Annotated in this window: 15 protein-coding genes; 8 read left to right on the plus strand and 7 right to left on the minus strand. The window is 37.2% G+C overall.

Translation table 11 applies throughout. From position 1 onward, the window contains the following. From ACIR310F_RS26420 to ACIR310F_RS0119900, 3 genes are all read right to left on the minus strand, one after another. On the minus strand, window positions 1-800 hold an 800-nt coding region (locus ACIR310F_RS26420; protein WP_196803258.1), incomplete at its 3' end, for an AAA family ATPase. 33 nt (window positions 801-833) lie between these two features. Further along, window positions 834-3,965, minus strand: coding sequence for an ABC transporter substrate-binding protein (locus ACIR310F_RS23885; protein ID WP_051289773.1), 3,132 nt, complete (start codon window positions 3,963-3,965; stop codon window positions 834-836). Between the two features lie 219 nt (window positions 3,966-4,184). Beyond that, a complete protein-coding gene (locus ACIR310F_RS0119900; RefSeq protein ID WP_028085340.1) occupies window positions 4,185-5,465 on the minus strand; it encodes an ATP-binding protein in 1,281 nt (426 codons plus the stop codon). 137 nt (window positions 5,466-5,602) lie between these two features. On the opposite strand from ACIR310F_RS0119900, the gene ACIR310F_RS0119905 reads away from it, so the two are divergent. The 6 genes from ACIR310F_RS0119905 to ACIR310F_RS0119930 all read left to right on the plus strand — a co-directional run bounded on the left by ACIR310F_RS0119905 (window position 5,603) and on the right by ACIR310F_RS0119930 (window position 10,649). Further along, window positions 5,603-5,866: a glutaredoxin family protein gene (locus ACIR310F_RS0119905; protein WP_028085341.1), complete on the plus strand. Its 264-nt coding sequence runs from the start codon at window positions 5,603-5,605 to the stop codon at window positions 5,864-5,866. A gap of 270 nt (window positions 5,867-6,136) precedes the next feature. After that, on the plus strand, window positions 6,137-7,138 hold the full coding sequence (locus ACIR310F_RS0119910) for an SDR family oxidoreductase (RefSeq protein WP_028085342.1): 1,002 nt from the start codon (window positions 6,137-6,139) through the stop codon (window positions 7,136-7,138). Window positions 7,139-7,278: 140 nt separating this feature from the next. Next, window positions 7,279-8,196: an NAD(+) kinase gene (locus ACIR310F_RS0119915; protein ID WP_028085343.1), complete on the plus strand. Its 918-nt coding sequence runs from the start codon at window positions 7,279-7,281 to the stop codon at window positions 8,194-8,196. A gap of 317 nt (window positions 8,197-8,513) precedes the next feature. Beyond that, window positions 8,514-9,227, plus strand: coding sequence for a response regulator transcription factor NblR (nblR, locus tag ACIR310F_RS0119920; RefSeq protein WP_028085344.1), 714 nt, complete (start codon window positions 8,514-8,516; stop codon window positions 9,225-9,227). Between the two features lie 172 nt (window positions 9,228-9,399). Continuing rightward, window positions 9,400-9,927, plus strand: a complete 528-nt coding sequence (locus ACIR310F_RS0119925; RefSeq protein ID WP_028085345.1) for a DUF192 domain-containing protein — start codon at window positions 9,400-9,402, stop codon at window positions 9,925-9,927. A gap of 530 nt (window positions 9,928-10,457) precedes the next feature. Next, the gene (locus ACIR310F_RS0119930) at window positions 10,458-10,649 is read left to right on the plus strand and encodes a DUF2949 domain-containing protein (RefSeq protein ID WP_035368584.1); all 192 of its coding nucleotides are present in this window, start codon (window positions 10,458-10,460) and stop codon (window positions 10,647-10,649) included. Window positions 10,650-10,720: 71 nt separating this feature from the next. Here the strand turns inward: ACIR310F_RS0119930 and ACIR310F_RS0119935 are convergent, their stop codons facing one another. The 3 genes from ACIR310F_RS0119935 to trpC all read right to left on the minus strand — a co-directional run bounded on the left by ACIR310F_RS0119935 (window position 10,721) and on the right by trpC (window position 13,221). Next, window positions 10,721-11,872, minus strand: coding sequence for a pyridoxal-phosphate-dependent aminotransferase family protein (locus tag ACIR310F_RS0119935; protein WP_028085347.1), 1,152 nt, complete (start codon window positions 11,870-11,872; stop codon window positions 10,721-10,723). A 113-nt stretch (window positions 11,873-11,985) separates the two neighbouring features. After that, window positions 11,986-12,222: a DUF5340 domain-containing protein gene (locus ACIR310F_RS0119940; protein WP_028085348.1), complete on the minus strand. Its 237-nt coding sequence runs from the start codon at window positions 12,220-12,222 to the stop codon at window positions 11,986-11,988. Window positions 12,223-12,339: 117 nt separating this feature from the next. Further along, entirely contained in the window at window positions 12,340-13,221 is an 882-nt protein-coding gene (gene trpC / locus ACIR310F_RS0119945; RefSeq protein ID WP_028085349.1) for an indole-3-glycerol phosphate synthase TrpC, read from the minus strand. 1 nt (window position 13,222) lies between these two features. Between trpC and ACIR310F_RS24650 the strand changes: the two genes are divergently transcribed. Next, on the plus strand, window positions 13,223-13,384 hold the full coding sequence (locus tag ACIR310F_RS24650) for a hypothetical protein (RefSeq protein ID WP_231387626.1): 162 nt from the start codon (window positions 13,223-13,225) through the stop codon (window positions 13,382-13,384). Then, complete coding sequence (locus ACIR310F_RS26425; RefSeq protein ID WP_196803265.1) at window positions 13,308-13,481, plus strand: hypothetical protein; 174 nt, start codon at window positions 13,308-13,310, stop codon at window positions 13,479-13,481. The genes ACIR310F_RS24650 and ACIR310F_RS26425 overlap by 77 nt, the downstream gene beginning before the upstream one ends. A 78-nt stretch (window positions 13,482-13,559) precedes the next feature. On the opposite strand, the gene ACIR310F_RS26430 is transcribed toward ACIR310F_RS26425, so the two are convergent. Then, window positions 13,560-13,841, minus strand: a complete 282-nt coding sequence (locus ACIR310F_RS26430; protein ID WP_196803259.1) for a four helix bundle protein — start codon at window positions 13,839-13,841, stop codon at window positions 13,560-13,562. Window positions 13,842-13,937 lie beyond the last annotated feature (96 nt).

The raw sequence follows: 13,937 nt of genomic DNA on the forward strand, positions 1-13,937 counted from the left end.
TTAAAACTATTCTGTTCTCGCGCTCTACTGAAAATAGCAAAGCATATTATTTGTGTACAATATGGATGTCCTGCGGATAGATTGAAAATCGCTTTGATAGCTTCTTCTTCATATTCAAGTACACCTTGGGCTGGTTTCGTAATTAATTCCTTCGTACTATCTTTATCTAATAACCCAATTTCTATCTTAGGTACATCTTCAAATATTTTCAGGATATTAAGTGTACTTGCTAAATGTTCTCCTATGGATACAACTATAAATAATTTATTATTTCTTTTAGTGATATCAGATAATCGGCGGAAAATCTTTTTTGTAAATGTTTCTATGGCCAATGATTCTAAATCTTGACTAATTAAAGCATCAAATTCATCCAACAGTAAAACTAAATTTTTGTTTTCTAATTGTTGATAAACTTGCGGTAAGAATTGACGTTCAAAGATATTAATTTCTAATTCTAATTCTGTGGTTGTGGGTGGTGATATGCTAGTTTCTAGCTCTAAATTATCTACGATTGCTTGAGCTAGTGCTGCTAAAATACTACTCCAGGGATCCTGACTGTAACATGATAAATCAAAGGTAACAAAAACAAACTCATTCACTTCCGCCAATTGTTGGGGAATACTAAGGATGATAGATGATTTACCAATACGTCTTTGTCCGTATAACAATAGTAATTGTTGAGACTGTTCAAGAGAATCTTGAACAAGCTTAAATATACTTTCTCGGCCAAACAGGGACTCTCGGTAGTCAATGGGACGACCGATAATATATGGGTTTCTGTGAAGGTTGGAAGTAATCATGCTCTAATCATACATCTAATCTCCCATTGTAACTCATTCAATGGGAACAAATTTACCATCTTTAACTTGAACAAGAATAGATTGCCCTTCGCGTTCTCTTTCTTCTGTAAACTTGAGTTGATAGCCTGATGTTTCATTAGTGTCAAGGTTGATGCTTGGTAATTTTTCTAACAAATTGGTTCTTGTAGCATTGTTAGATAGAGCTTTGATAAATGCTTGGGTAGCGTCAAAGCTAGTTGCAGTACGCCAACTAATACCTCCGCCCCATTTTTTTTGAGATTTTTGAGCAAAATCCTTTGCTTGTGGAGTTTCTCTAAACCAGGGTGTAGCAACAATTAAACCCTCTACATTCTTTGAGGTATTATCGCTATAAAGAGTGTCTCCACCTAACATTTTTAACTCTTTTACTCGTCCGTCTTGGGGGTTATCCTTGAGTTTGGCATTTCTACGGGTAATTTCTGTAGCAATCTTGATGGCAGTATCAGTGCTTTGTGTATCTGGAAACAACATAGCAGCTTGTGCAAATTTATCTCTACTATAGACAGTGGCGGAAATTTCTCTCCTCGCATCAAAATTGATATCAGTTAAATCAATTAGGGGTTTACGAACCACCTCACCGCCTAATTTTTCAAAGCGATTAGTAAATACTTCTCTGATACTATTACTATAAGGGCTGTTAGGATTAGCAAAAATGACTGCTCTTTTTAATTTCAAATTATTGAAAGTGTATTCGGCTAGTTTTTTTCCAGCACTTGCATCAGAACTAACTGTCCTAAAGAAAACAGATTTTTTGAGGAAAACACTAGTCGCGGTGGGAGAAATAATTGCTAAACCAGCTTTTTCATATTCTGGTAATGCTGCTTGTGTAGCATCACTTGAATTATGTCCAATTACACCTAATATGGAATTATCTTTAACTAATTGTTGTGCTACTTGTTGCGCTGATTTGGTGTTATCATCGTTAGCAATGACAATTTCAAGAAACCTATTATTTAAACCTTTATTATCGTTAAATTGGTTTTGGGCTTGTGCTACACCTCGTAAGATTTCTTGAGCGTCATTTTCGTTAGTACCTATGGGTACAACGACAGCCAATATAAAGGGAGAACCCTGTTGACGAGCGCGGGCATTATTATAGTAAATTACTAGTTCTGGATCATTTTGATTTGCTTTTATGGCCTGTTGAAATAACTTAGCCGCTTCTTGATAATTACCATTTTTGAAAGCTGCAATACCTTGGTCACGGGAGGGATTATTATTATTAGGAAATAATGTTCTTTCACCTCGGCTAATTTTGCTATTATCTACCACACAAGAAACACCTAAAACACCTAATTCTCTGTTTTCACCTGGTGGACAGGTTCTAGAAAGCTGCTGATAAATACCAAAACCGAAAACAGATACAACCGTAGTTAAGGCAACAAATGCGACAGGTTTTTTGATGATTCCTGTGAATCGTTTCGGTTTTACTGTAGTTTTATTTGCTATGATTTGTGGTTGTGAGTTTAGGTTTTCTACAACTTGTAACTTAGATTCAAAAGCTCCAATTTCTGCCAATTTATCCTGAGATAATTGTCTATTGGGATCAATTTGTAAAACTCGTTTATACTGTTCTCTGGCGCGAGCAAAGTCTTTATTAATGGTCAGGTCATGTCCGTATTTTTCTAATGTTTCTATAAAACCGTCTTTGCTCTCTTCTGGAGCAATTTTATAGGCTTGTGCATACAGTTCTAAAGCTTTATCTAAATTGTTTGCTTGGGAATATTCTGTAACTAGATCAAATACAGGCTGTAAGACCCTTTCCTGTTGATATTTAATAGAGTAAAATTTGTAAGCCCGACTGTAAAGTTCAAAAGCTTGGTCGAATTTTTCTACCTGTAAATATTCTTTCGCCAGAGAGGTTACAGTTTGAAAATTATTAGGATTAATTCCTAATGCTTCTTCATAAAGTTGTAATGCTATTTGCGGTTGATTTTGTGCTACTGAACAAAGATTGTCAACGTCTTGCTTATCAACTTTTTCTAAATTACTAATCTCATCTTTTAGCTGATGTTTCTGCAATAACCAACGCCGGACTAACTCAATTTTCACTCTTTTTGACTCATTTAAAAAACCATAGTCAACCATTTCTTTGGCTACCTGAGTTAAGGAATCTGTTAATATCCCATACTCTTCTAGTAGTAGTTTGGGGTTATAGAAACCTCGGTCGTCTTGCTCTTCTCTATCTTGAGCTTCTGCTGCTGTTGAAAAAACAACTTGTGCTTGAGGATATAAACCATCCCAAAACCATGCTAAACCAGCTTCTCCTCTTTCAATTGCTTTATCTATGATAGTTGTAACATCTTCTGCATTGATTGTCCATATCTGACGTTCCCGCGCTAAATTGAAAAGCTCATAGCAAATTAATTGAGTGAAATAAGGATGACCTGCTGATAAACTAAATATTTTTTCTATTGCATTTTGCTGATAGGTAACAACTCTTTTAGCAGGTCTGGTAATAAGCATTTCAGCACTATCTCTGTCCAAAAAACTGATTTCTTTATAGGGTGATCTTCCCACCAAAGAAAGTAGATGTGGTAGTTCTTTAAGATGTCGTCCCAATACGGGAATAATAAATAATCGTTCTGGCCATTTTGACAACCAGTTATTGATTAATCCGAAAAATTCTACATTACCTTCGTTATTTGCTTCACTTAAAACATCGAACTCATCTAACAATAAAACCAGCTTTTTTTCACCTAATATATTGTATATTTGAGTTAAAAAATACTTATGGAAAATTGTAGGATCATCTTCTATATCTTCTGCTGTAGGAATAGTAATAGGAATAGTCGTAAGACTATTTTCTATTTCTTCTCCAATTCTCTTTGCTAGACAGTGTACAATTTGATTGATGGGATGTTTCTGATTATCACCGACAAAAACCTGGATATCAAAATCAATAAAAATAAATTGATCCTCACTATAACTTATCTTTTGAGGAATTTGTTTGAGTACAGAAGATTTACCAATCCGTCTTTGACCATATAAGAGAATTAGTGGAGTATTTTGTTGTAAATTATCTTTAATAAAATCAAATAAACTTTGTCTACCAAAAAATTTGTCTGGTTCATGAATAACAGAACCTATAATATAAGGATTTATCTGATGTTGTGGATTATTCATATTATTTGTACTCCTCACAGGTTATACACTTGGTTTTAAATAAAAATGGGATATTGATCCTATCCATTTTCTGTAGAATTTACGCAATATCTTACCAAAAATTTTTGTTTATTTTTGTGTAGGGGTAATTCATGAATTACCCCTACTTTGTATTTTACAGCAGTAGGGTGTGTTAGCGTCAGCGTAACGCACCTGAGATTTTTGAGATTTAGATAAGTCCTATCCAAATAATATCTCACGACCAAATTTAAGGAGGGATACAACCGTATCTTGATGCTGACCTAACCAAGTAATTGCTTTTTTCATCTCCTCAACTTGTCCATGACTCATCAGATTAAGAAATACTCTCTCGCGGTTTCTGATTTCACTAGCTTTTGTATTCCAAATCTCCTGAATTACCCACTTTTTCATAATTGAAGAAGTGAATAAATATATCTTTTCCTGTTCTTTTGGTAACTTTGGTTTTGGCCTGATTTCCGAAACAATTACCCCCTGTTCTTCTAATTCAGTTAAACTGCGTTCATTTTGATTCAAAATGCGACCCATACCTTTTAAATCAAAGTCTTTCTGCTCTAAATGACCGTCTAGATCTAACAAAACAATCAGCATTAACAAGGTTTTTTGTTGGTCATTACATCTTTTCCAAATTGTTTCAAAAATCTGTTTAGTATCCCTTTCAAAATCCCTTTCAAAATCACTATTAAATTTATTAATATCAACTTCTTCTCCTTGCTGTTTTGCTATGTTTAGTAAAAAACCAGCAATTTGTATTAAAGTCGGATGACTACCAGTAATATTTCTAATTCCATCTCTTAATTTTGGTGGAAATACTGATAATAATTGCTCTGTTTCCTTGTAATCAAATTTTTTCAAAGATTGATACATATAGTGATTATACCAAGGAGAAGCATTTGGCCGCAGTGGTGGACCAATTTCATTGAGGCGCTGAAGTGAGGTGACAATCATGGTAAGTTTTTTGTTAGCACCATGAACGGCTAAACTACGACATTGAGCTAAAAATGTTTCTCTGTCAGATTCCGTATATCCCTCATTGGTTTCTAAGGCCGCGTCAAAGTCATCTACCAACAAAACCAGGAATTTATTTTTTTTACCTAACCTTGTTATAGCTTGACGTAGAGTATCATTTGTAATATTATTCCCTCTTAAGTTTCTAATTTCTGCTTGTAGTTCTGGCTCATTTTCTAATTTATCATCCATAATCGTCAAAATTTCTGCCCAAAACTTAGCAGAAGTAAAGGGGTATAAACTCTGACAACTGAATAATACAATTACAGCGGGAGATGAATCTAGTCCATATTCTTTCCAGGTTTGGGGACAAGCAACTTTGTCTAAGTAAGAAGTTTTCCCCATTCCTGGACCACCCCAAATAGCTAAATGACTGCGAGCATGAATTGTGTCAAAAGCGGCTGTGATTTCAGATGTGCGACCGATAAAATATTCTGGAGGAACTTGTATATTGGCGAAGAAGGGATGAGCCATAGTTCTGGAGATCCTAATTTAATTCTGACGTTATTAGCCATAATAGTCATAATACAGGTTATCTCCTTGAGATTCCTGACTTATTAAAAAATTCGGGGATCTGAGTGGATGTTAAATAGTTCTCTAAGTATGATTTTATGCGATTAATTCTCTACAGCAAGCCCGGTTGTCACCTTTGTGAAGGATTGCAGGAAAAATTAGCCCAAATCAAAACTCTCAGTTTTGAGCTAGAAATTCGGGATATTACCACGGATAAAAATTGGTTTGCGATGTTTCAATATGAAATACCCATACTGTATTTTGTCACCAATGAGGGTAAGGAACAAGCCATACCTCGTCCCTCTCCTCGTCTCAGTGTCGAAGGACTGGAAAAATTCTTATGTAAGTATGTAAAAACTTGAATTTGAGTATATTTACATTTTGCACCGGTCCCGAAAAATGCCTCCGAATTAATGCCTAAATATTTAGTAGTGAGGACTTTAGTCCTCTCTTAGAGAAACTATTTAAATGAAATCAGGGCTAAAGCCCTGACTACAGATAATACGTGATAGGTTTTTGTGACACCCGTGTAAATCCTAAATCGAGTTTGCTGAAAAATTTGTAAAGTTTTATTTACAGAGCTAATTCTGTTAAGATTCTTTTCATAAACATTAAAATATATAACCAACCCCATGACATTATTAATAGTCGGTGCAACTGGCACATTGGGAAGACAAGTAGCCCGTCGCGCAATTGATGAAGGATACAAAGTCCGCTGTTTAGTTCGCAGTCCTAAAAAAGCAGCTTTTCTCAAGGAATGGGGCGCTGAACTGGTACGCGGGAATTTATGTAATCCTCAAACCCTGACAGAAGCTTTAATAGGTGTAACCGCAGTTATTGACGCTGCTACATCTCGTGCCACGGATTCTCTGACTATTAAAGAGGTAGACTGGAATGGGAAAGTAGCGTTAATTCAAGCTGCTAAAGCTGCGGGTGTGGAAAGGTTTATCTTTTTTTCGATTTTAGATGCTGATCAATACCCCAATGTTCCACTGATGGAAATTAAGCGCTGTACAGAAGTGTTTTTAGCAGAATCAGGCTTAAACTATACAATTTTACGTCTAGCTGGTTTTATGCAAGGTTTAATTGGTCAATATGGTATACCTATTTTGGAAAAACAACCTGTATGGGTAACAGGTAAGTCTTCGCAAATAGCTTACATGGATACCCAGGATATTGCTAAATTCGCTATTCGTGCTTTGAGTGTGCCAGAAACAGAAAAGCAGTCTTTCCCTGTGGTGGGAACTCGCGCTTGGGGTGCTGAGGAAATTATTGATCTTTGTGAAAACTTATCTGATAGAGACGCAAAAGTTACACGAATGCCCCTGGCTTTACTACGTACTGTCCAAAATTTCCTCCGCTTTTTTCAGTGGGGATGGAATGTTGCGGATAGATTGGCTTTTACAGAGGTTTTAGCCAGTGGTAAGGCTTTAAATGCAGAAAATATGGAGGAAGTATATACTGTCTTTGGGTTGGACAAAGAACAAACAACCACCCTGGAAGTTTACTTACAAGAATACTTCAGCCGGATTATGAAGAAGCTAAAAGAGTTAGATTACGAAAAAGCTAAAGTTAAAAAGCTCAAAAGCCAAAAGACTCCTTTTAAACAATCTTCCAAAGCCAATAGTCAATAAATTGGATTTTGGAGTTCTTCCTGATTTCTATCGCTAACAAAAAGACTTTTTCAACAAATGTGGAACTAATGGTTATATTGGTCAAAAATGTGTAACCATTAGATACAGAAAAAGCATCCTTTAAACTTGGATATTTGAGTGTGCCGAAAGCAGGCATTATCTATAACGACGTGAAACCGATAGCGAGTAGTGTCGCTATCCAACTAAAAGACAAGCTCACCGCTGCTGGTTGGGATGTTTACATCACTGCGAGTATCGGTGGTATATTGGGTTATTCTCAACCGAATAGCCTTGTCTTTCACACACCTATCGAAGGTCTTACGCCCCCTGGCTTTGACTCAGATATGAAATTTGCAGTGGTGTTAGGGGGAGATGGTACGGTGTTAGCAGCATCTCGCTTAGTCGCCCCCTCTGGTATCCCCATGCTGACGGTCAATACGGGTCACATGGGATTTTTGACAGAAACTTATCTCAACCAGTTACCCGAAGCCATAGAACAAGTAATGGCTGATGAATATGAAGTTGAAGATAGGGTCATGCTCGCCGTCAAAGTTTTCCGGGGAGATACGGTGACATGGGAGGCTCTCTGCTTAAATGAAATGGTGTTACATCGAGAACCTCTAACTTGTATGTGCCATTTTGAAATCGCGGTGGGGCGACATTCTCCAGTGGATATTGCCGCAGATGGTATTATTGTTTCTACTCCCACGGGTTCTACAGCTTATTCATTAAGCGCGGGGGGTCCGGTAATTACTCCTGGTGTCCCCGTTTTACAATTAGTACCCATTTGTCCCCATTCCTTAGCTTCTAGAGCTTTGGTATTTCCTGATCATGAAGCGATTAATATCTATCCTGTGAACATTCCCCGATTGGTGATGGTGGTAGATGGTAATGGTGGATGTTATATTTTAGCAGAGGATCGGGTATATTTAGAGCGATCGCCCTATAGTGCCAGATTTATCCGTCTACAGCGACCTGAGTTTTTCCGTGTTCTCCGGGAAAAACTGGGTTGGGGTTTACCACATATTGCTAAACCTTCTTCTGTAGAATTGCCTTAATTGTGAGTAGTCAGTGGTTAGTTGTCATTTGTCAGTTAGTGTCATAGTCATATTGGCTAGTAAACGCCAATTTAGTCTAACTCGCACTTCTCCATGCAGGATCATCCTAAATCGTAGCAATACGGTTTAGATGTTAACCAAACCAACCAATTATGAGATTTTTGGTATCGCTTTCTCAGATTTTACATTTTTTTCTTCTCTCTGAGACAATGAAAAATACCGGACACATAGACGAAACTCAACTACTTGGGTTCAGGAGTCTTGATTTTTCATTAGTCCACCTTCGCGCAGCCTTCCGAATTACCAATTTCTAGCAAATGATAGCTATTCACAATCCCTCTGTTTTTGTTTTGGTGATTGAACCAGATGAAACTCTAGCTAATCAGTTAGCCTTTGATTTACAAGAAGCTGGTTATGATGCAATTGTAGCTCATGATGCGGTCAATGGATTAGAATACTGCGGCGATGCTTGTGGTGTTCAAAACCGTAATCAACCTGCTTTAATTGTTATAGACCGGATGCTGATTGGAGAATCTGGATTATCTCTATGTAAAAATATCAGAAATATGGGTAATCGTTCTCCTGTCTTAATTTTAATGGCCAGAGATACAATAGATGATCGAATAGCTTGTTTAGACGCTGGCGCTAATGATTATATTCTCAAACCTTACCGTTCGGAAGATTTTCTCAAGCTGATTCATCTCTATCTCAAACCGGATCTTGATACCACAGAGCAATTGCGCTTTGGAGATTTGGTTTTGGATATAGGAACGCGTCGCGCTATTTACAATAGCAAAGCTATTGACTTAACCATGAAGGAATTTGAACTATTAAAGTTCTTAATGGAACATCCCCGCGAAGTATTAAGCCGCGAACAAATTTTAGAGAATGTTTGGGGTTACGACTTTATGGGTGAATCTAATGTAATTGAGGTCTATGTTCGTTATCTTCGCCTCAAAATTGAAGAAGAGGGTCAAAAACGTCTAATTCAAACTGTACGCGGTGTAGGTTACGTACTCAGAGAATCCTAAAATCCATAAACTGAGGAACATTTACAAATAAATACAAATAAAATCTAAGTTTGTGGACAATTTGGCAGAAATTAAGTAAAATAGTTAAAATCTAAATTCCAGTAAATAAACTAAATTGTCAACTGTCAATCATTAATTACTAATCACCCATTTCCTCTTCCCTATAGCAATTATGATTTATTGGCTCAGTTTATGTTCGGTATTACTTAGTATTTTACTAACAGGTTGTTCACCACCGACCACAGCTAAATCTCCTCCTGTGATATCAGAGTCTCCAGCCCAAATACTAGTAAATGCTGGTCAAAATTTACCAATTTCAGCAATTGCGACTTTCCCTAAAAATGTAAAAATTGAGTTGGAAGTAGCAGAAACACCAGAACAGCAAATGATGGGTTTAATGTATAGGCCAACTTTAGCGGATAACCGGGGAATGCTGTTTATTTTTCCCTCGTCACAACCGCTAAGATTTTGGATGAAAAACGTCCCAGTTGCTTTAGATATGGTCTTTATCAGAAAAGGTGTAGTTGAGTATATACAACAATCTGCTCCTCCTTGTAGTAAAGAGCCTTGTGCTACTTATGGTCCTTCTGTACCTGTAAATCAAGTAATTGAACTCAGATCAGGACGAGCAGCAGAATTAAATTTAAAAAGAGGAGATTATATCAAAATTGATTTCGTTAGTCCTGTAAGTTATCAGTAATTTAAATCCTGATTATAGCGTTTCTGGCGTTGCATAATGACAGTATCAGTTATGTTTTCGTCCAAAGTGCAAAGGAAAAAAGATTTTTAATTTTCCGAATTTATACCTCCATTAGTCTATCACCATGCAGGCTACTAGCAACGACTTACTTTCCTTATATTTTGTGTAAGTAATCTCTACAATAGGGTATCAATATACCAGACTTTTCGCCAATACTTGGTTTATTGTCAAAAAATATGAGGTGAACTAGCATAAATAACAGGGAAGAGGTTAACATTTAGTATTAGTGTGAATAAGATCAAGTGTTAGGTTCTCCTGGTTAGACTTACCAGATTAGATACAAGTAGCAAAAATCTCTCTTTTGATATAAAACTTTGAAAAATGGTTATGGAGAAGCAATATTTTCTATATAACCTGCCAATGTTAATCTACTTGCAGCAAAGTGACAAATAAAATACTGGTTACATAATACCCGCAAAATAGATAAACAATCTATAATTATACATTTCCCCTAAGGATGTGAGATACAAATGGTAATATCAAGATATTCTCGGCTGATTAATTTTCTCCAGGAAGATTTAGCAATTTCCACTGCTTCCTTGTCCGTAGCATTGCGTAACCGTGATCAAGATCCTGGTTCTTTAACAATGACTCTTTGGCAATATGGTTTAATTACTCTAGAACAGTTAGAACAAATTTATGATTGGCTAGAAACGGTATAGGGAAGAGGTGACAGGTAACAGGTGACAGTTAAGAGAGAACAATTACCAATTACCCATTACCAGCCTAATAACTACTGAGCAAAAACTTGTGCTGCTGCTGCTATACCAGCACCGGGGGTGAAGTTTTCGTGACCAACCTGTGGAAGAACAACCTCTAGGGAAGCTATACAGCTAAGGATATCACGATCGCTGACAAAACCCAAGTGACCAATGCGGAAAATTTTATTACTGAGATGGTCTTGTCCACCTGCTAGAGCGATATCAAACCGTTTTTTCATCAAAGAGCGAATTTTATCACTTTCGATGCCTGGAGTGGCGACAGCGGTAATGGCCGGACTAGCACATTCGTCGGCCGCAAACAAAGATAAATTTAAGGCTTTTATAGCCGCACGGGTGGCATTTTTTTGGCGTTCATGACGGGTAAAGATGGATTCCAATCCTTCCTTTTTCATCATTCCCAGAGTGGTGTGTAGGGCTACTATTAAGTTAACAGGGGGAGTAAAGGGGGTAGTATTTTTAGCGGTAGATTTGCGATATTTACCTAAATCTAAATAATATTTAGGTAATTTTGCGGTTTTGTAAGCTTCCCAGGCTTTGGGACTGACGGAAACAAATCCTAAACCGGGAGGAATCATGTAACCTTTTTGAGAACCGGAAGCGACTACATCTAAACCCCAAGCGTCTACAGGGACGTTGTAAGCACCTAAACTGGTGACAGCATCAACAATAATTAAGGCCTGTCCATGTTCTTTAACGTGGCGGTTAATAGTTTCTAAATCATTAATCACCCCGGTGGAGGTTTCACTGTGGGTAATAATTACAGCTTTAATTTCCTTGTTAGTATCTGCTTGCAGTTTAGCTGCAAATTGGTCTGGGTCTAGAGGTTGTCCCCATTCTGCGGTGACAGTTTCCACATTTAAACCAAAAGCTTGACCGACTTCTACCCAACGTTCACCAAATTTACCATTAGAACCAACTAAAATGCGATCGCCTGGGGAAAGGAAATTAATTATTCCCGCTTCTACAGCACCAGTACCGCTGACGTTTAACATCAGTACATCACTTGTAGTTTGATGTAGCCATTTCAGGTTTTCTGTCACCTCCCCCATCATACTACTAAATTCACCGGTACGATGGCCAATGGGGTGTTTGGCTAATGCTAGTAAAGCTGCTTCTGGAACTGGAGTCGGTCCTGGAATCATCAGCATCAATTTATTATCCATCTGTGTGTTATGTCCTAGTTGAAAATTTCAATACGATCCAAATTAACCCTTAAAGGGGATAAAAACACAAAAAATTTACTAGAATCCTTTGTAGGGATAGTAGTTAAAAACCGTCAGGAGTGATCTGCAAAATGATTGATAGACCAACGGTGATCAATCACCATAGAGGAAGACTGAAAAATTTCTTCTAACCGTTTTTGTTGGGATGCAGCTTTTCGCATGGTAATAATCAGTTGATTGACTTGATTGCGAAGGTCTTGATTTTGACCTAAAGAGGTCATGGTTTGCTTTTCCAAGAGTTGAAGTATCAGTTCGTAATGGATAGGAGAGGGTAAAGGAATTGGCTCCATGTAGTTTATTGTGAAGTTGCAATTTAGAGATTTTTTAATTTTCTTTTAGTCAAAGTTTAGTTAATCCTTAACTAGTTGTTACACAGAAAATAAATAATTGCAGATCATGGGCTGTAATTAAGCAAACAGATTCGTAATTGCTACTTGAGGATCTGGTTGTTTCACTAATGATTCACCAATCAGTACAGCTGATACACCTGCTGTTTTAATTACATTTAAATCCTCTGGATGATGCAATCCTGATTCACTGACGACTAGAATATTTTTTGCTTGTAATTGCTCACCTCTAGCTGTCATTAATTCAGAAGTTGTTTGTAAATCAACGGTAAAATCTTCTAAGTTGCGATTATTAATTCCGATTAAAGAAACACCATCTAAAGCTAAAACCCGATCTAATTCTTCTAAATTATGCACTTCTATTAAAGCTGCCATTTTCAAGTTATTAGCAATTTTAATAAAGTATTGTAGATCTTGATCATTGAGAATTGCTGCTATTAATAATACCGCATCTGCGCCATTAATACGTGCCCAATACATTTGGTAAGGATAGATGATAAAATCCTTACACAGTAGGGGTAAATCCACTGTAGAACGGACTAAAGACAGATTTTCAAAACTACCTTGGAAAAATTTAACATCTGTCAGCACCGAAAGACAACTAGCGCCTCCTGCTTGATAAGATCGAGCTATGGCTACTGGGTCAAAATCTGTCCTCAATATCCCTTTACTGGGAGAAGCTTTTTTAACTTCGGCGATTAAAGCGGGATTAGTTTTCCCATAACGCAATGCAGCGATAAAATCACGGGTGGGTGGTACAGCTAGGGCTTGTGTTTGTAATTCCCGTAAGGGGAGCTTTTCCCGCATTTTTTCAACTTCTGTTTCTTTATGCCAGACAATTTCTTCTAAAATATTATTTGGTGCTGCACCCTCTATAGCGGATTTATATTGGATTATAGAAATATTAATGGCTGGGCTAGGTGAACGACGACGAATTTGCATATTGGTTGGTTGTTGGTTGTTGGTTGTTGGTTGTTGGTTGTCAGTTGTCAGTTGTCAGTTGTTAGTTGTCAGTTGTCAGTTGTTAGTTGTCCGTTGTCAGTTGTCCGTTGTCAGTTGTCCGTTGTCCGTTGTTAGTTGTCCGTTGTCAGTTGTCCGTTGTTAATGGTCTGTTGTCCGTTGTTAATGGTCTGTTGTCCGTTGTCAGTTGTCCGTTGTCCGTTGTCCGTTGTCCGTTGTCCGTTGTCAGATTTTTTTTCTGAAAGATTGCCAATAGAGTTAAGATAAGCGTTTAACTTAGGAGAAAGTTCTTCAATAATTGGTTTGAGCCTATTTACTTCTTAATTTGTTAACAGATTTCGTTTATAAGCCCGTCTTAACCAATGTCTAGTTTCATTTAAAGAACCTCGCGCTATTCTGACGAAACGGCGATTATCCTGAAAGTTATACCTACCACAACCTTCTGCAATATTTGCGCCAATACTATCAACAGAACGTACTATTTGCTTACCAATTGTTGCTTTAGGAAATTCCTCCCAATGAAGAACAATGTTCCAAATATTATCAGCCAGTTTTTCTGCTAATTGGTAAACTTGCAAATTCTCGAAGTTAGATTTCGCCATTTATTCAACTAACCATTGACAACTGACAACTGACAACTGACAACTGACCATTGACAACTAACCATTGACAACTAACCATTGACCAGTGACAACTGA

Source organism: Dolichospermum circinale AWQC310F (assembly GCF_000426925.1).
GTDB lineage: Bacteria > Cyanobacteriota > Cyanobacteriia > Cyanobacteriales > Nostocaceae > Dolichospermum > Dolichospermum circinale.